Origin of the sequence: Evtepia sp., assembly GCF_034090835.1 — a bacterium.
Taxonomy (GTDB): Bacteria; Bacillota; Clostridia; order Oscillospirales; family Oscillospiraceae; genus Evtepia.
The window spans coordinates 1-15,306 of sequence record NZ_JAXDRS010000055.1 but is presented as its reverse complement, the minus strand read 5'-3'; the positions used below and the strand labels follow the sequence as shown (position 1 = coordinate 15,306).

At 51.2% G+C, this 15,306-nt stretch carries 18 protein-coding genes and 2 pseudogenes; 12 read left to right on the top strand and 8 right to left on the bottom strand.

Annotation, left to right across the window (positions count from 1 at the left end; all coding sequences use genetic code 11):
* Positions 1-124: 124 nt before the first annotated feature.
* Both SOR61_RS10025 and SOR61_RS10020 read right to left on the bottom strand, forming a co-directional pair.
* Positions 125-415 (bottom strand): GIY-YIG nuclease family protein, encoded by a 291-nt coding sequence (locus SOR61_RS10025; RefSeq protein WP_320612519.1) that lies wholly within the window; start codon positions 413-415, stop codon positions 125-127.
* A gap of 67 nt (positions 416-482) precedes the next feature.
* Positions 483-1,295, bottom strand: coding sequence for an N-acetylmuramoyl-L-alanine amidase (locus SOR61_RS10020; protein WP_320612518.1), 813 nt, complete (start codon positions 1,293-1,295; stop codon positions 483-485).
* A gap of 131 nt (positions 1,296-1,426) precedes the next feature.
* Between SOR61_RS10020 and SOR61_RS10015 the strand changes: the two genes are divergently transcribed.
* The 3 genes from SOR61_RS10015 to guaA all read left to right on the top strand — a co-directional run bounded on the left by SOR61_RS10015 (position 1,427) and on the right by guaA (position 6,295).
* On the top strand, positions 1,427-2,161 hold the full coding sequence (locus SOR61_RS10015; RefSeq protein ID WP_320612517.1) for a thioesterase family protein: 735 nt from the start codon (positions 1,427-1,429) through the stop codon (positions 2,159-2,161).
* Positions 2,162-2,335: 174 nt separating this feature from the next.
* Entirely contained in the window at positions 2,336-5,065 is a 2,730-nt protein-coding gene (locus SOR61_RS10010) for a L,D-transpeptidase family protein (protein WP_320612516.1), read from the top strand.
* 276 nt (positions 5,066-5,341) lie between these two features.
* Positions 5,342-6,295, top strand: coding sequence for a glutamine-hydrolyzing GMP synthase (gene guaA, locus SOR61_RS10005; RefSeq protein ID WP_320612521.1), 954 nt, complete (start codon positions 5,342-5,344; stop codon positions 6,293-6,295).
* A gap of 171 nt (positions 6,296-6,466) precedes the next feature.
* Here guaA and SOR61_RS10000 read toward each other — a convergent pair whose 3' ends face one another.
* Complete coding sequence (locus SOR61_RS10000; RefSeq protein WP_320612515.1) at positions 6,467-6,994, bottom strand: helix-turn-helix transcriptional regulator; 528 nt, start codon at positions 6,992-6,994, stop codon at positions 6,467-6,469.
* 281 nt (positions 6,995-7,275) lie between these two features.
* Between SOR61_RS10000 and SOR61_RS09995 the strand changes: the two genes are divergently transcribed.
* The 8 genes and pseudogenes from SOR61_RS09995 (at position 7,276) to SOR61_RS09960 (ending at position 13,275) form a co-directional block, all read left to right on the top strand.
* Positions 7,276-7,476 (top strand): DNA-binding protein, encoded by a 201-nt coding sequence (locus SOR61_RS09995; RefSeq protein ID WP_320612514.1) that lies wholly within the window; start codon positions 7,276-7,278, stop codon positions 7,474-7,476.
* Positions 7,477-7,481: 5 nt separating this feature from the next.
* A complete protein-coding gene (locus SOR61_RS09990) occupies positions 7,482-8,561 on the top strand; it encodes a site-specific integrase (RefSeq protein ID WP_320612513.1) in 1,080 nt (359 codons plus the stop codon).
* Complete coding sequence (locus tag SOR61_RS09985; RefSeq protein WP_320612512.1) at positions 8,562-8,888, top strand: plasmid mobilization protein; 327 nt, start codon at positions 8,562-8,564, stop codon at positions 8,886-8,888.
* Between the two features lie 133 nt (positions 8,889-9,021).
* Positions 9,022-9,987, top strand: a complete 966-nt coding sequence (locus tag SOR61_RS09980) for an AAA family ATPase (RefSeq protein ID WP_320612511.1) — start codon at positions 9,022-9,024, stop codon at positions 9,985-9,987.
* Positions 9,988-10,307: 320 nt separating this feature from the next.
* A pseudogene (locus tag SOR61_RS09975) lies at positions 10,308-11,218 on the top strand (plasmid recombination protein); the annotation flags it as partial.
* 69 nt (positions 11,219-11,287) lie between these two features.
* Positions 11,288-11,665 (top strand): TnpV protein, encoded by a 378-nt coding sequence (locus SOR61_RS09970; RefSeq protein ID WP_320612510.1) that lies wholly within the window; start codon positions 11,288-11,290, stop codon positions 11,663-11,665.
* Positions 11,666-11,772: 107 nt separating this feature from the next.
* The gene (locus tag SOR61_RS10290) at positions 11,773-11,985 is read left to right on the top strand and encodes a helix-turn-helix domain-containing protein (protein WP_407066537.1); all 213 of its coding nucleotides are present in this window, start codon (positions 11,773-11,775) and stop codon (positions 11,983-11,985) included.
* Positions 11,986-11,997: 12 nt separating this feature from the next.
* Positions 11,998-13,275 carry a DNA methyltransferase gene (locus SOR61_RS09960; RefSeq protein ID WP_320612508.1) on the top strand — a complete coding sequence of 426 codons (1,278 nt, stop codon included), beginning with the start codon at positions 11,998-12,000 and terminating at the stop codon, positions 13,273-13,275.
* A gap of 43 nt (positions 13,276-13,318) precedes the next feature.
* Here SOR61_RS09960 and SOR61_RS09955 read toward each other — a convergent pair whose 3' ends face one another.
* Both SOR61_RS09955 and SOR61_RS09950 read right to left on the bottom strand, forming a co-directional pair.
* On the bottom strand, positions 13,319-13,909 hold the full coding sequence (locus SOR61_RS09955; RefSeq protein WP_320612507.1) for an MjaI family restriction endonuclease: 591 nt from the start codon (positions 13,907-13,909) through the stop codon (positions 13,319-13,321).
* Positions 13,893-14,120, bottom strand: a complete 228-nt coding sequence (locus tag SOR61_RS09950; protein ID WP_320612506.1) for a helix-turn-helix transcriptional regulator — start codon at positions 14,118-14,120, stop codon at positions 13,893-13,895. Before SOR61_RS09950 ends, SOR61_RS09955 begins: the two co-directional genes overlap by 17 nt.
* A 90-nt stretch (positions 14,121-14,210) precedes the next feature.
* Between SOR61_RS09950 and SOR61_RS09945 the strand changes: the two genes are divergently transcribed.
* Positions 14,211-14,750: a hypothetical protein gene (locus SOR61_RS09945; protein ID WP_320612505.1), complete on the top strand. Its 540-nt coding sequence runs from the start codon at positions 14,211-14,213 to the stop codon at positions 14,748-14,750.
* Here SOR61_RS09945 and SOR61_RS09940 read toward each other — a convergent pair.
* The 3 genes and pseudogenes from SOR61_RS09940 to SOR61_RS09930 all read right to left on the bottom strand — a co-directional run.
* Positions 14,701-14,910: pseudogene (locus SOR61_RS09940) on the bottom strand (DUF3801 domain-containing protein); the annotation flags it as partial. The gene SOR61_RS09945 and the pseudogene SOR61_RS09940 sit on opposite strands and share 50 nt — an antisense overlap.
* Before the next feature lie 38 nt (positions 14,911-14,948).
* On the bottom strand, positions 14,949-15,161 hold the full coding sequence (locus tag SOR61_RS09935; protein ID WP_320612504.1) for a DUF5348 domain-containing protein: 213 nt from the start codon (positions 15,159-15,161) through the stop codon (positions 14,949-14,951).
* Positions 15,162-15,173: 12 nt separating this feature from the next.
* Positions 15,174-15,306, bottom strand: a 133-nt coding sequence (locus SOR61_RS09930; protein ID WP_320612520.1) for a DUF6017 domain-containing protein, incomplete at its 5' end; no start/stop codon positions are given.

Below are 15,306 nucleotides of genomic sequence, written 5' to 3'. Positions count from 1 at the left end.
TTGCATCTGTTGAACAACGGGAAGAAGCAACTTCACTTTTTCATATTTTCTGGCCATTAAATTACCCCCTGATGTAGTACTTCCATTTTCCTACATCAGGGGGCGTTTTGTCTATTGTCCGTTTTTACTGGTTCAGTTCAAGGATCTCAGACGTTTTTTCTTTGAGGTTTGCCTGGGCGATCAAGGCCAGCTTTTCCGCCCGGGAGAGGTGCTTGATGCGCTGTTCCTGCCCCATGGCCTCCTGTTTGGTAGGGAAGGAGACCTGATAGACCAAGGTGACAGGACGGCGGGATCGGGTGTATTTGGAGGCGGTGCCTGCGTTGTGGGCAGCCAGCCGACGGGACAGGTTGTTGGTCCAACCGGTGTAGAGGGTGCCGTCGGCACACCGGAGAATATAGGTGATATTTTCTGCCATGGGTTTCTTGCTTCCTTGGGAAAAAAGATGTAAAATAAAATCTGATTCTAAAAGTGAAGGAGGAAGGTCATCCTGCCTTCTGCTGAAAGTAGGCGTCCACGCCGTTGGCCATTCCAACGACCATCTTCGCCTGGTAGTCGGGGGTGTTCAGCAGAACGTCTTCTTCCGGGTTGGACATGTATCCCATCTCTACAATAGTGACGGGGATCTGGCACCAGTTGATGCCGCTCATGGTATCGGTTTCCCAGACCATCTGGGCATGGGCGCCGGTGGCGGCGGTGAACCCTTCCAGAATGCTGTCTGCCAGCAGGCGGCAATCCTCGTAGAGTTGTCCGATGGGGTAGGGATTTTCCGGGGTCGGGCAAAGGGTCATGGCGCCTTTGGTGAAGGGATCCTCCGAGCCGTTGGCGTGGATGCGAAGGAAGAGATCAGCTCCTGCCTGGTTGGCGATGTCGGCCCGTTCCCGGTTGCTCAGGTCCACGTCGTGGCGATCCCGCACCAGGAGGACGGTGTATCCTCGGGCCTCCAGTTCTTCCTTTAAGAGGGTAGAGACTGTGAGGGTGAGTTCATATTCGGGGATCCCGGTGGCGACCCCGGCGGTGCCGCCGGTGACTTTCATTTTGGTTTCCGACGCGCCGGGGCCAATGGGCTCAGGTTGGGTGTTGGCCTTCTGCTGGTGTCCGGCGTCGATGACGATGGTTTTCTTTGTCACCTGCGGGGAAGGTTGCGGCTCTATTTTCTGAGCATCACTCTCTTGTGAGGTACTTTCCTTGGGGGTGGCGTCGGAGATCGAAGCGGATGGGGACTGTTTCCCGCAGCCGCTTACCCCCAGGAGAAGAAGCAGGGAGAGCAGGAAAAGAACCGGGGTGATTTGACGCATAACGTCTCTCCTTTCATCTGGAGTCATAGATAGGATACCGTGATTATATCCAATTTGCCGTTGGTTTTCAATGAAGGAAGCAAAGATTGCTGTCGCCTATGGGACAGCTGTGCGCAAGAAGGGAGCAAAGCGTGAAGAACTATTACGAGAAAGAATGGACCATTCCCTCTGCCTATACCGACCGGCGCTGCGCGCTGAGCGTGTATCACGCAGCGCTGCTGTTGCAGGACGCCATGACAGAGATGTTCCATCAGTACCAGTGTGATGCCATTCAGATGAGCCAGTCTCACCATGCGATTTGGGCAGTGGCCCGGTCAAAGATCAAGTTTGATCGGGAGATCTTCTGGTTGGATCAGGTGAAGATGAAGGTTTATCCGGTGAAGGTCACCCCGGTGTCGGTACATCTGAACGTACTGCTGGAGACGCCGGAGGGAGAGCCTGTGCTGCGGTGCCGACAGGAACTATGCGCCATGGATGTACGGGACCACAGCCTGCGGCGGGTGGATACCACTCCCTTCCCCATGGAGATGGAGCTGCTTCCCCCGGTGATCACGGAGCCCTGCCTGCGGATGCGGATGAAGCTGGGGGAGGAGAGCCTGGTGTATCAGCACAAGATCCGCACCATGGACACAGATATGAACCATCACATGAACAATACGGCGTATGTGCGGCTGCTGGCCGATGCGATCCCGTCGGCCTTTTGGGATACCCACCGGGTGTGCGAGTTTGACATCCAGTATGTGAACGAGGGCATGGAGGGTGCGGTTCTCAAGGTCTATTGCCGGGAAGAGGATGGGGCATATGCCATGCAGATCAAGGAGGGGGACCGGGTGCTGGTCAAGTCGGTCTTCCGTGCGGAGGCATGAACTGCCACCACGGGAACAACAGAAGAAAACAGGGAAACAGCGCAGCCTTTTGGCTGCGCTGTCTTATCGGATAAAGGAGAAAAAACGGGGAGAAAACTTCGTGGGTTTTGTTGCAATTTGCCCAGAAATCCGTTACACTAAAGGCAAAGTAACCCATGAACGGGAGGAATGAAAATGAAGCAACTGCGCGGAAAATTGATTTCGCTGCTGCTGTGTTTTGCTCTGCTTTTGGGCGGGACGCTGGCAGCTTCTGCCGCCTTTGAGGACTTTACCGATGTGAAGGGCCACTGGGCGGAAAATACGCTGCGTCAGGCGTATCAGGACGGGATCTTGAAAGGGTACGAGGGCAATATCATGGCGCCCAACGACAGCGTGACCACAGCCCAGGCGGTGACCATGCTGTGTCGTGTCCTTCACGTGACCGGAAAGGCGGACGTGTCCGACTGGGGCATCCCGGCGGGAGCCTGGTACCGGGAGGATGTAGCCAAGGCGGCCTATGCAGGCCTGCTGACCAAGGAATCCGCTCCTGTTCTGAATGAGCCCATTGCCCGTGTGGATGCCTTCCTGCTCTTTGATCGGGCGTTTCAGATGAGCAACGCAGACCCGGACCGTTCCGTACTGTCGGCCTATCCTGACGCACGCTTCCTGACAGGGGAGACCCAACGTGTGGTGGCCTCTCTGGTGGAGTCCGGGATCATCAACGGGACCATGGGGCAGCTGCAGCTGGACCGCTCCCTGACCCGAGCGGAGTTTGCGACCATTCTGTACCGGCTGGCGGATCAGTACATCACAGCAGATCAGTTTACCGGGGCGTCTAAGGTGGGGACCGTTGTCTCGGGGGATGCTGCTCTGAACGGGATGAACGGTGGGGACGTGTGGTTTGACCACGCTACTTCTTCTGTCAGCCTGACGGACTTTACTGCCTCTACTGTCACCCTTCGCTCGGATACCCTCACCGGACTGGAGATCGCCGGAAAGAGCCAGATCGACCGGCTGGTGCTGGCTGCCGGGTCTGGGGACGTCACCCTGGATCTGCCGGAAGAGAGCCAGATCGGTACCCTGGTGGTGGGCAGCGGTGAGGGCAAGGTGTCCTTCCGCGGCGCGCTTTCTGGGCTGGAGATTACCGGTAACGGCCGAACTGTGGAACTGAATACCTCCGTGGATCGGATCGTTGTTTCCGGAGATGGCAATACCATTTCCGTGAAGCAGGGTTGCACGGTGGGTGAGATTATCCTCCGGGGCAAAGAAAATACCGTAAAGCTGGACGGCAAAGCGAAAGAACTGGTGCTGGCTGGCCGGGATCATGCAGTGACCGGCTGGGGCCGGGCAGACCATGTGACCCTCCAGACCAATCACTATAAACTGAGTGTGTCCCGCGGGAGCGTGACCCAGTGGGAGAACTACGGTCTTGAGGACGTCTCTGTGAAGCTGGACGCACCCAGCAAGCTGAAAGCAGGGGAGACCCTGCGGGCGACCGCGAAGGTGTCGGTCCCTGAGGAGCATCAGGACAAGCTGTGCACAGCGGTCTGGTATATTAACGACGAGGAGATGGACCAGACTCCCTTCCTGCTGGGAGAAGAGGACCCGGTCTCTGCCATTACGCCGAACTATACCCACGATTTGAAGCAGGACGCCACGGTGAAAGTGGTGATCCGCTATGAGAACACCGATGGCGATGCCTATACCCAGGAAGCATCGGAGGGCATCTGGCTGGATACCTTTGAAGATCTTGGCCTGGCGGATGCGGTGGTGACCGTGTCTGCGCCGGAGCGTCTGGCAGCAGGCGAACAGCTGGTTGCCACGGCCCAGATTGAAACCCCGGAGAAGGGGAAGGTGTGCAAGGGATACTGGTATGTAGACGGCAAGGAAGTGGCCAGCGATACCTATGTGCTGGGCAGCGGGGTGACGACGCTGCGGTATGGGTATGACTATTACTATGGCATGCCTGAGACCAGCACAGTGTCTTATCGTCTGACCTACACCACGGAGGATGGTCGGGCCCAGGAGGTCACAGGAAAGACCACCCTGACCCTGGAGAACTATGCGGATAACGGCATTGCCCACGCTACGGCTTCTCTGACTGCGCCCAATCCGCTGCCGGCAGGCAAGACCCTGGACGTCACAGCCCAGATCAAGTATCCTGAGGATGGAAAGGTCTGCACCGGTGAGTGGTATGTGGACGGGAAGCTGGTCTCCACCCAGACCATCACCCTGGGGAAGGATACCCCCCGGATGACCCATAAGTACACCTACACAGAGGATATGAAGACCACCTCCAAGCTGCAGTTCATCCTGCGCTATACCACGGAGGATGGCCGTGCCCAGCAGGTGACGGCGACCAAGACCATCACCCTGGAAAACTACGACTATCTGTATTACCATAATCTCACGCCGCAGCAGGTGTTGGGGATGGTGACCAGCAAGTACGCCGGCAACTATACCCTCTCCTGGGCACAGACCCATGACTATCCCAAGGAGATCAAAACAGCTTGGGTGAATTTGAAGGGGTATTCCAGCAAGACGCAGTACCTGGTTTGGGTCAACCTGACCTATCAGCGGGTGAACATCTTCACTGGCTATCAGGGTCACTGGAAGCTGGTGCGGGAGTGCCTGTGCGGGGCTGGCAAGGCGAGCACGCCCACCATCCGAGGGGTGTTTACCACCTCTTATAAGCAGCCCGCCTGGGATTACGGTTCCTACTACTGCGGTCCCATTGTCCGCTTCTACGGCAGCTCTGGCTATGCCTTCCACTCCCGTTTGCAGTACTGGCCCATGAACTCCAACCGGTACTATGACGCCCGGATCGGCTTCCCCATCAGCCATGGATGCCTGCGGATGTATAACGATGACATTTGGTACATGTATAACAACATTCCCAACGGGACCACAGTGGTGGTCTATTGACCGAACGGATCGTTTCTTCATACTATCATAAAGCCAAGAGGCCGCCGGCAGAGGATTGTCGGCGGCCTCTTGGCGAAAAAGGGGAAGAAGAGAGGTTTTATGAGGCGTTGTCCAAGGAAATTTTACCAAAATGCAAAAACAAGGCAAAAAATACTGCAAAAGCCTCTACCACAGCCTGACAACTCTGTGCTATAATATCTTGTAAAAACTTGACGCAATCAGGAAGCGCGACATAGGAGGAAGAAGAATATGGCAGATAACAAACGTCCGGAGACGATGGAACGGATTACAACGCCCGCCCTGGCGGAGGCATTCATTGCCGAGCAGGTGGCGGCCATTCAGGCGCAGGTTGGCAGCAAAAAAGTCCTGCTGGCTCTGTCCGGCGGTGTGGATTCCTCTGTGGTGGCAGCGCTGCTGGTAAAGGCCATCGGTCAGCAGCTCACCTGCGTGCACGTGAACCATGGTCTGCTCCGGAAGGGTGAGCCGGAACAGGTGGTTGAGGTATTCCGGAACCAGATGAACGCAAATCTGGTCTATGTGGATGCCGTGGACCGTTTCCTGGACAAGCTGGCCGGCGTGTCCGACCCCGAGACCAAGCGTAAGATCATCGGCGCAGAGTTTATCCGCGTCTTTGAGGAGGAGGCCCGGAAGCTGGAGGGCATCGAGTTCCTGGCGCAGGGCACCATTTACCCCGATATTCTGGAAAGCGGCCCCGTGAAAGCCCACCATAACGTGGGCGGCCTGCCTGACGACCTCCAGTTTGAGCTGGTGGAGCCGGTGAAATTCCTGTTTAAGGACGAAGTCCGTGTGGTTGGCAAGGCTCTGGGCCTGCCCGATAATATGGTCTTCCGTCAGCCCTTCCCCGGTCCCGGTCTGGGTGTCCGCTGCCTGGGTGCCATCACCAGAGACCGTCTGGAAGCTGTGCGTGAGTCTGACGCCATCCTCCGGGAGGAGTTTGCTAAGAACGGCCTGGAAGGCAAGGTGTGGCAGTACTTTACGGTGGTGCCTGACTTCAAGTCCACCGGCGTGTCCAACGATGCCCGGACCTTTGACTGGCCGGTGATCATCCGTGCGGTGAATACCGTGGATGCCATGACTGCTACGGTGGAAGACGTTCCCTTCTCCCTGCTGCAGCATATTACCGCCCGCATCACCTCTGAGGTGAAGGGGGTCAACCGTGTCCTGTTTGACCTGACGCCGAAGCCCACTGGCACCATCGAGTGGGAATAATCCACGAAACGCTGCAAACCCGCATAAATACTGGGTTTTTGAGACTTCAAAAAGTCTCGTGACAACGTTTTGACAACACTTTAAGCATTACTCATAAATAAAGAGCTAACTGATTTTTGTTGGATCAGTTAGCTCTTTTCTTTTTGTCCGGAAAGGATGTGTGTGAAGAAATCAATCCTTCAGCTTTTTCTTGAATGCCTTGACCATGGCATCGCTGAAATCCTGGGACGGCACCTTTGCTGTAATCTGCGTGTCATCGTACTGCGGATAGCTATAGCGCCATTTGTCGTAGTCATCCTTACTGATCTCACCGGCACGGTACTTCTCCGCAACAGAAGCCCAAGCACAGACCAGCTCAGAGATTTGGGCAGCATCCTTCCCCTTCCGGGGATCAATGCGGAAAAGGACTTCTCCGTCCAGGGCCTCAATGGTCAGACCATAGCGATCCTCCAAAGCAAACAGAGTGTGCATCAAACCATAGTAGCTGTCAATGTCCGGAACATCGAGGGCCAGCGGCGATACATCAAGCGCACCGGCCAGAGCTTTGGTCAGATCCTCCTTCGGAGTGCGTGTACCGGCCTCATATTGAGCCAAGCGGATGTCGGCAGTCTTCTCCGGGAAGCCGACCAATGTACCAAGATATTTCTGCGTCATGCCCCGCAAATTGCGGATGAAGCGTATCCGTTCTCCAATCGCCATAGTAAGAACCTCCTGGATATGTACTTGAGTCTATTATAGCGAATGTGTTTAGGAATGTCAAGAATATCTTAAGCAAAATTATTTAGTATTTTCTCGAAAACCTCTTGGCTTTAACAGATATGTTTAGTATAATGGTCTGGAAATAAGCATTTATGCTTAAGTTTAACCGTCGTGTGTCACGGTAATGGCACATCCGCCCGGGCAAATCGGAAGGCAGCAAGAAAGTATTCCGACACTAAAGAAAACAATTGAATAAAGAAAAGAAGGAAAGGAGGAAAAGCATGGCGAGCAACACTTTTATGAGGGTTGAGGAAGTGGCGGAAACCCTTGGGATCTCCAAGTCCTACGCCTACAAAATCGTTCAGAAGCTCAACGCAGAGCTGAAGGACAAAGGGTTCTTAACCATTGCCGGACGGGTGAACAAACAGTATTTCATGGAAAAAACCTGCTATGGCGCAGCTGAAAGCAAAGAAAGGAAGTGATTTCAATGGCTGTCTACAAGGAACCGAAAACAAACACATGGAAGGTCTACTATCGTTATACCGATTGGCAGGGAGAACGGAAGCAGACGACAAAGCGGGGCTTTCTGACAAAACGGGAAGCACTGGCATGGGAGCGTGAACAGCTCAACAAGACGAAAGCGGATCTGGATATGACCTTTTCCAGCTTCGTGGAGACCTATACGGCGGATATGAAAAGCCGGATCAAGGAAAACACCTGGCACACCAAGGATCATATCCTCCGCACGAAAATTCTCCCGTATTTCGGGAAGAGAAAAATTAATGAGATACAGGCAAAGGACATCATTGCCTGGCAGAACGAAATGTTGAACAGCAAGGATAAGAACGGGAATCCTTATTCGCCGGTCTATCTGAAAACGCTGCACAATCAGCTCAGCGCCGTTTTCAATCACGCTGTGAAGTATTACGGGCTGCATGAGAATCCGGCGGCGAAGGTCGGCAATATGGGCAAGGCCAGGAGCCGGGAAATGCTCTTCTGGACGCAGGAGGAATATCAGAAGTTTTCCTTTGCGATTATGGACAAGCCTGTTTCCTTCTACGCCTTTGAAATGCTCTACTGGTGCGGCATCCGTGAAGGCGAGCTGTTGGCGCTTACACCGGCAGATTTCAACTTTAACCGCAAAACGGTCTCAATCACAAAGTCCTATCAGCGAATCGACGGCAGAGACGTCATAACCGATCCGAAGACGCCTAAAAGCGTCCGGGATATCGTGATGCCAGACTTCCTTGTCGAAGAAATGCAGGACTATATGAAGCAGCTCTACGGGATCGGAGACAATGACCGTATTTTTGAGGTATCTAAGAGCTATCTTCATCACGAAATGAATCGTGGTGCAGCCGCCGCCGGTGTAAAGCGCATCAGAATCCATGATCTGCGGCACAGCCACATTTCCCTTCTGATTGACATGGGATATTCGGCTGTAGCAATTGCGGACCGGGTCGGTCACGAGAGCATCAACATCACTTATAACTACGCTCACCTGTTCCCGTCCACGCAGACGGATATGGCAAGCAAGCTAAATGATTTCAGAAAGGTGGACTTGTAAATGTCAGCGAAAAACAGAGATGAACACAACCGTTGGAGGAACATCACGGTGGGGTTCCGGGTATCGCCCGAAGAAAACGAACAAATCAACGTCGCCGTGGCGCTTTCCGGCCTGCCTAAGCAGGAGTATTGCTATCGGAAGTGCCTGAACCGGGATATCGTCGTGCAGGGCAATCCGAGAGTATACAAGGCGCTGCGGAATCAGCTTGCCGCCGTTCTCGATGAACTCAAACGCATCGAGGCCGCCGGCGAGCTCCGGGACGAGCTGCTGGACAACATCGAGTTGATCACCCGGACGCTGTACGGAATGAAGGAGGGGTCGGAATGACGGATAAAACGAGAATGACCGCCCTGAACACATCTGTTGGCGCAGATGACGGGCGATCACTCCATGTAACTGCAATTAGTATAGCGGTATTCCGCCTCAATTTCAAGAACTATTTTTCGAGGAGGTGGGATCTATGGCTGAATTGAAACTTATCAATATGGACGAGGTCTCCGTCGAAGAAGTCCAATGGCTTTGGTATCCGTATATCCCATACGGGAAGCTCACCATCATACACGGAGATCCCGGCGAAGGCAAGACTACGTTGATTCTTCGGCTGGCGGCGCTGCTGTCCCGGGGAGAATCGCTCCCCTGCGACGATAGATTACAGGAGCCAATCAAGATCATCTATCAAACAGCGGAGGACGGGCTTGGTGATACCATCAAGCCTCGCCTTCTGGCTGGGGATGCAGATTGCTCACAAATCAAGGTGATTGATGAAACGGAAGCAACCCTTACCCTATTGGACGAGCGAGTGGAGCAGGCAATTTCCGAAACAGGAGCCAAGGTCATGATTCTTGATCCGGTGCAGGCTTATGTCGGTGCTGGTGTGGACATGAACCGGGCGAACGAAGTGCGGACGGTGCTTGCTCAGCTTGGCAGAATCGCAGAAAAGTATAAGTGCGCAATGATCCTCGTCGGACACTTAAACAAGGCGCAGGGCAGCAAGAGTCAATACCGTGGGCTTGGGTCCATCGATTTCCAAGCTGCTGCCCGTAGCGTTCTGGTTGTCGGCAGAGTAAAGGACAGGCCGGAGGTACGGGTGATGGCGCACGAGAAATCCTCCCTTGCCCCGGAGGGTGATCCCGTTGCCTTTGAATTGAGCGCAGACAACGGCTTCCGTTGGCTCGGACACTATGACATCAGCATTGATGACCTGCTTTCGGGCGTTAGTCGGGAGAAGAAATCCAACCTGGCGGAGAAGCTGATTCTCGACTGTCTCTCCGAGGGAAGATACCCTCAACGGGCGCTGATGGACAAGGCAAGGCACATGTATATCTCCAAGAGAGTTATGGACGAGGCAAAGAAGCGGCTGAACGTTCGATCGGTGAAGGAAGGCAATCAATGGTTCTGGCAGCTACCGGGTGAATTACCACTGTAAGTGTAAGTTTGCAACGTTGCTTGGGGTCCAAATTCTTGCAATTTTGCAATGTTACTTTTAGGTAGTAAGTTTCGGCGGGGATGCAAGGGAGCCCTTTTCAAAGGGCGCTCCCTGCCGGGGAGCTATCCGCAGATAGCAGGGGCAGAGCCCCTCCGGGAGCATCGGACCGCAGCGGCGGGAAGATGCTTCCGGCCACCCCCTCGGAGAGCGCAACAGCATCTCTTGATGGCCGCAGGCTGTCAAAAGTGCTTTTGCGTTACTTTCGCAGAAAGTAACAAAGGCCGCTGCTGGCGCAGCGCAAGGAAAGGATGTGATTTGAAATGAAACGAACGATCAGCGCCGAGGTCGGGAAAGGCTCCGTCAACCACAACAGCCGGAAATTCAAGGCGGCGAACGTGGACCCGGAGCGCACCCACCTCAATGTAGAATACTGTAATGAGCCGATCAAGCAGGTCTATCACAAGCTCTTCGATGAAGCCCTGGAACGGTATAACGCCAAGCAGACACGCTCTGACAGACGGATCGAGAATTATTATGAAAAGATCCGTACCGGCAAGCAGGAAAAGCCCTTCCATGAGTTGATCATCCAGATCGGCAACCGGGATGATACGGGATCTGGAACTGAGATCGGAGAACAGGCCAAGGCTGCCCTGGATGAATACACCAGGGTTTCCGGGAACGAAACCCCAACCTGTACGTCTTCTCCGCACACCTGCACATGGACGAGGCCACGCCGCATATCCACATTGATTTCGTTCCCTTCACCACCGGGAGCAAGCGGGGTCTTGATACAAGAGTATCGTTGAAACAGGCTCTTGCCGCACAGGGCTTCCGTGGCGGCACCCGTGGAGCGACAGAATGGAATCAATGGGTACTGTCCGAAAAGAAGGAGCTTGCCATTGCTATGTTCCGGCACGGCTTTGAATGGGAGCAGAAAGGCTCCCACGAGGAGCATCTGAGCGTGATCGATTATAAGAAGCAGGAGCGTTCAAAGGAGCTCGCCGCCGTGGAGGAAAAGCTGACAGATAAGTCAGAGGAATTCAAAGTTTTGGCCAAACGGATCAACAATCTGGAGGACGGAGAACAATCCTATCAAGATATGGAAGATAAGCTGGCACACGATCCCGAGTATCAGCTTCCCGAACCGCAGGGGCTCATGTCTGCCAAGTCCTACAAGGCCAAGTTTGCGGAGCCGATAGTAAAACAGATCGATGATCTGGTCGCACAGGCCAGAGAAGCACACCAGGCAAAACGGCGGCAACGCCAGAGAAGCTATGATTATGAAAGGTAGGGTCAAACAATGGAAAAGCAAATCTACGACGAAAAGAATGGTCTGTGGTACGAACTGCACGGGGACTATTATCTCCCGTGCCTGGCCGTGCTGCCCGAAGAACAGCGTCCCATCGGCATATGGGGTCAGCGGCATCTGCGGTATCTCCGGCAGCATCGCAAGGCGCTTTACACGGAGCTGCAGATCACCAGCAAGCTGAACGGCTATCTTGCCGATCTGAACGAGCAGGCGGAGAGCATGTTTCTTGAGCTGGTAAAGCAGCTTGCTGCCCGTGAGGGCATTACGGAACAGCTCAAGGCCCAGGATCAAATGCTATGGGTGCAGCGGATGAACAATATCCGGAATCGGGCTATGGAGGTGGTGAACAACGATCTGATTTACGCATAAGGTATCGGCGGCGGGGAGCAATCCCCGCCGTTTTTTTCTTTTTTAGATTGACAACATCAACTAAATGTTTTATAATATCAATGTCGATGAGTGAAGGGAGTGGCAAAATGACTACCTCAGAACAAATACGAGTCTTGTGTGTCAGAACAGGGGTGAGTTTATCTGAACTCGCCCGAAGGATTAATCAATCTCCACAGAACTTCAATGCAAAACTAAAAAGGAATACCATCACGCAAGATGAGCTAAACAGGATTGCTGATGCATTAGGTGTAACCTACGAACAGTATTTTGTCTTGGCTAATGGTGAGCAAGTCAAATAGAGAGGTATACAAATGACCGAACATAGAATTATTTTTGGTGATAGTCGATCACTAAATGAAATAAAAGATAAGTCTGTCCAATTGATCATTACATCCCCTCCATACTGGCAGCTTAAAGATTACGGAACAGAAGACCAGATTGGTTTTAATGACAGCTACGAAGAGTATATAAACAACCTGAATCTGGTGTGGCAAGAATGCTATCGTGTGCTGTCTGACGGATGCAGAATGTGTATCAACATAGGTGATCAGTTTGCTCGCTCTGTATACTATGGTAGGTATAAAGTAATCCCTATTCGTACGGAGATTATCCGATTTTGCGAGTCTCTCGGTATGGACTATATGGGAGCGATTATATGGCAGAAGACCACTACCATGAACACCTCTGGTGGCGGAGCTATTATGGGCAGTTTTCCATATCCAAGAAACGGGATTCTGAAGATGGATTATGAATTCATCCTTCTCTTTAAGAAGTTGGGAAATGCACCCAAGCCGACAAAGGAGCAGAAAGAGCGCTCAATAATTACAAAAGAAGAATGGGGAGAGTACTTTTCTTCTCATTGGCACTTCAACGGTGTAAAACAATATGAACATATTGCTATGTTCCCTGAGGAACTGCCAAAGCGCTTGATCAAGATGTTTTCTTTTGCCGGAGAAACTGTGCTTGACCCATTTGCTGGGAGCGGCACTACATCATTGGCAGCGAAGCATTTAGGGCGGAATTCTATCGGTTATGAGATTAACAGATCGTTTGCTCCGATTATCAGAAGTAAACTATGTGAAGAGCAATTGTCGTTCAATGAGGAGGAATCTCAAGTATTCTTTTTTGAAGATAGAGTAGGAAATAATGCAACATTTGACAGACTTCCCTACATCTTCAGAGATCCGCACAGGATGGACAAGAAAATTGATGTAAAAAAGCTCCAATTCGGTTCTTCAATTGATGGGAGTTCAACTAAGCGAGATGATTTGTTTTCAGTAAAACGAGTCATATCGCCTGAGAGAATTGAGCTAAGCAACGGACTCGTCGTAAAACTGTTGGGCGTTAAAGAAAGCAAGAGCCACTCCCAGGAAGCTGTAGACTTCTTGAAGGGGAAGTTCCAAAAGCGTAAGGTTTTCTTGCGATATGACTCAGTCAAATATGATAGTGAAAACAATCTGCTCTGCTATGTATACCTGGATAACAAGACATTCATAAATAATCACTTGATTCGCACCGGTTTTGTGGATGTAGACGTTTCGCTTGACTATTCCTGTAAATCAAAATTCTTAAATTCCGTTCCCGTATAATCCGTATAAATAGTATGGCTGCCGATTGGCAGCCATACGTGGGTTATTCTTCTACTTCAATTTTCAAACCAGTCTTAGTCTTGGTATAATAGATCATCTTTACATCAATGGTCTCTGAAAGACGTCCCATTGTTTTGTATGTATCGGGCTTGACAGAGTACGGGGTATCGCCCACATAGCCATCAATTCCGATAGATTCTTCAGCAGGGGTCGCCAATCTAAACGTGGTTCCCTTTTTCTCAGCGAGAGAGGCTAAAATGGCTTTCTGCACATACATGCCATTGAAGGTCTTGTTAATTACGAGATCCTCAACCCAATGCATGACCATTTCTCTGTCGATCAAAGGGATCGCATTTCGGAGATTTTGCACTTGTGCGAAAATCTTGTCTGTTGCTTTATCAAATGCGTCGGGAAACCGCTCTGTATACCATTTGCGCCAGTTTTCAATAGTGATTTCTTCTCCAGTGGCTACGAATTCCGGAAATAGTTCTGACATCTGTCCAACCACTACCGGCCTTGTTCCTTGAGCATTCTGATTTGTCCAGTTAATAAGCTGCGAGGTGTACTTGGGAAATTCAAATTCACTGCTCTCGTTATAGGCAACGATGCTTTCATTCTTAAGAGTGTAATTCATCCTTATCCTCCACAAAGAGTTTATAGGGCTCTATTTCAAGCGCATCTGCAATGCGCTGAACATTTTCCAGTGCAATACTCCGCCGATAACATTCAATGGCGCTGATATAAGTTCGGTGCAATCCGCATTTCTCCGCAAAAGCCTCTTGAGATAAACCTAATGCTGTTCGATATCTCTTTAGATTGCTGCCGAAGACCCTAACAATATCCATACTTGCAATCCTCCACTATTTATATTATAATGAGGCTGAACACAAAAAGTCTACATACAATAAGTCACAGAAGAAAAGGAACTTCCTCGTATGGCATCGGTAATTACACCAGTGGAAAAAAGGTATACAGATTTTATGGATGAGATTTCTCCCGATGAACTCTACGAAGGACTTCTCGCATATGGTTTCTTTGCTGAAAAGCTGCCACCAGTATTTACCGCTGTACCTTTCTTCAATTATTGTAAAGCAGTATCCATTCCGTTTGAAACAGGCTGGAATGAATACATAACCTTTCGGGTAATGCGTAATATTAGCATACCTCGGCTCATGGGAATACCAAATCCATTTAAGTATCAAAGAATGTGTTCTGAACTAAGGGATAATTGGGATAATCTACGTTCCTATTTCCATGTGCAGACAGATGGACAAAGCTATCGTGTCAGCCGAATTCATATTCGCAAGGAGTACGGTGAAAAGCGTATCTTTGAGATGAATTATAAAAACTGGCGAGTAGATGGTAACCCGGAGTCAGACCTGTTGATACACGACAAAGGAACGAGCCGCCTTATTGTTCAGGCTTATTTTCATCGGTTATTTCGATATTGGAAACGCCGGTATTCTGTTTCATAATCTGCTTTAGGCTCTGCTTTCCGTGAGGAAGCCTTTGTTTTTCCGCCTGCTTTTTTATTTCAGCAAGAAATAGCTTCATTGCCTTTTGTAATAGCTTTGCCGTGATTTTTCCGCCCTTGATATACAGAGCAATCACTTTTTCGTTTATTTCATCCTGCAATTTTCTCCTCCTTTCTTTTCTTCCTGCGGTTATATGGATTAAATCCGTACCAAAAGTCCGTTTAAGTCTTCGGTGCGTATGCCCGTAAGATACCAGTTATCGCCGTACTCTATTCTTGCAGGCTTCCACTTGCCGCGGGTAAATACCTCAAGACAGTCCCCGCAGTGCAGCCCTCCGTAATATTCGGATAAGTCAAAACGGATGTCATAGCGGTCGCGGTATTCGTCAAAGATAAGGGTTCCCTGTTTCATACATTTTCTCCTTTAGAAGTCATTTTTTCCGTACATATCGTGATTGACAAGTGCGGTGTAATAGTTTCCTATTGTTGACGGGGCATTGAAAAGCACCGCCTTTAGATACTGCTTGATGTTTCTTACCTTTGTGGTGTTTTCCTGC

Excerpts from the sequence above, each read along its gene's own strand:
- SOR61_RS10025 (WP_320612519.1), bottom strand. The coding sequence starts at position 415 with ATGGCAGAAAATATCACCTATATTCTCCGGTGTGCCGACGGCACCCTC.
- SOR61_RS10020 (WP_320612518.1), bottom strand. The coding sequence starts at position 1,295 with ATGCGTCAAATCACCCCGGTTCTTTTCCTGCTCTCCCTGCTTCTTCTC.
- SOR61_RS10010 (WP_320612516.1), top strand. The coding sequence starts at position 2,336 with ATGAAGCAACTGCGCGGAAAATTGATTTCGCTGCTGCTGTGTTTTGCT.
- guaA (WP_320612521.1), top strand. The coding sequence starts at position 5,342 with ATGGAACGGATTACAACGCCCGCCCTGGCGGAGGCATTCATTGCCGAG.
- SOR61_RS10000 (WP_320612515.1), bottom strand. The coding sequence starts at position 6,994 with ATGGCGATTGGAGAACGGATACGCTTCATCCGCAATTTGCGGGGCATG.
- SOR61_RS09995 (WP_320612514.1), top strand. The coding sequence starts at position 7,276 with ATGGCGAGCAACACTTTTATGAGGGTTGAGGAAGTGGCGGAAACCCTT.
- SOR61_RS09990 (WP_320612513.1), top strand. The coding sequence starts at position 7,482 with ATGGCTGTCTACAAGGAACCGAAAACAAACACATGGAAGGTCTACTAT.
- SOR61_RS09985 (WP_320612512.1), top strand. The coding sequence starts at position 8,562 with ATGTCAGCGAAAAACAGAGATGAACACAACCGTTGGAGGAACATCACG.
- SOR61_RS09980 (WP_320612511.1), top strand. The coding sequence starts at position 9,022 with ATGGCTGAATTGAAACTTATCAATATGGACGAGGTCTCCGTCGAAGAA.
- SOR61_RS09970 (WP_320612510.1), top strand. The coding sequence starts at position 11,288 with ATGGAAAAGCAAATCTACGACGAAAAGAATGGTCTGTGGTACGAACTG.
- SOR61_RS10290 (WP_407066537.1), top strand. The coding sequence starts at position 11,773 with ATGACTACCTCAGAACAAATACGAGTCTTGTGTGTCAGAACAGGGGTG.
- SOR61_RS09960 (WP_320612508.1), top strand. The coding sequence starts at position 11,998 with ATGACCGAACATAGAATTATTTTTGGTGATAGTCGATCACTAAATGAA.
- SOR61_RS09955 (WP_320612507.1), bottom strand. The coding sequence starts at position 13,909 with ATGAATTACACTCTTAAGAATGAAAGCATCGTTGCCTATAACGAGAGC.
- SOR61_RS09950 (WP_320612506.1), bottom strand. The coding sequence starts at position 14,120 with ATGGATATTGTTAGGGTCTTCGGCAGCAATCTAAAGAGATATCGAACA.
- SOR61_RS09945 (WP_320612505.1), top strand. The coding sequence starts at position 14,211 with ATGGCATCGGTAATTACACCAGTGGAAAAAAGGTATACAGATTTTATG.
- SOR61_RS09935 (WP_320612504.1), bottom strand. The coding sequence starts at position 15,161 with ATGAAACAGGGAACCCTTATCTTTGACGAATACCGCGACCGCTATGAC.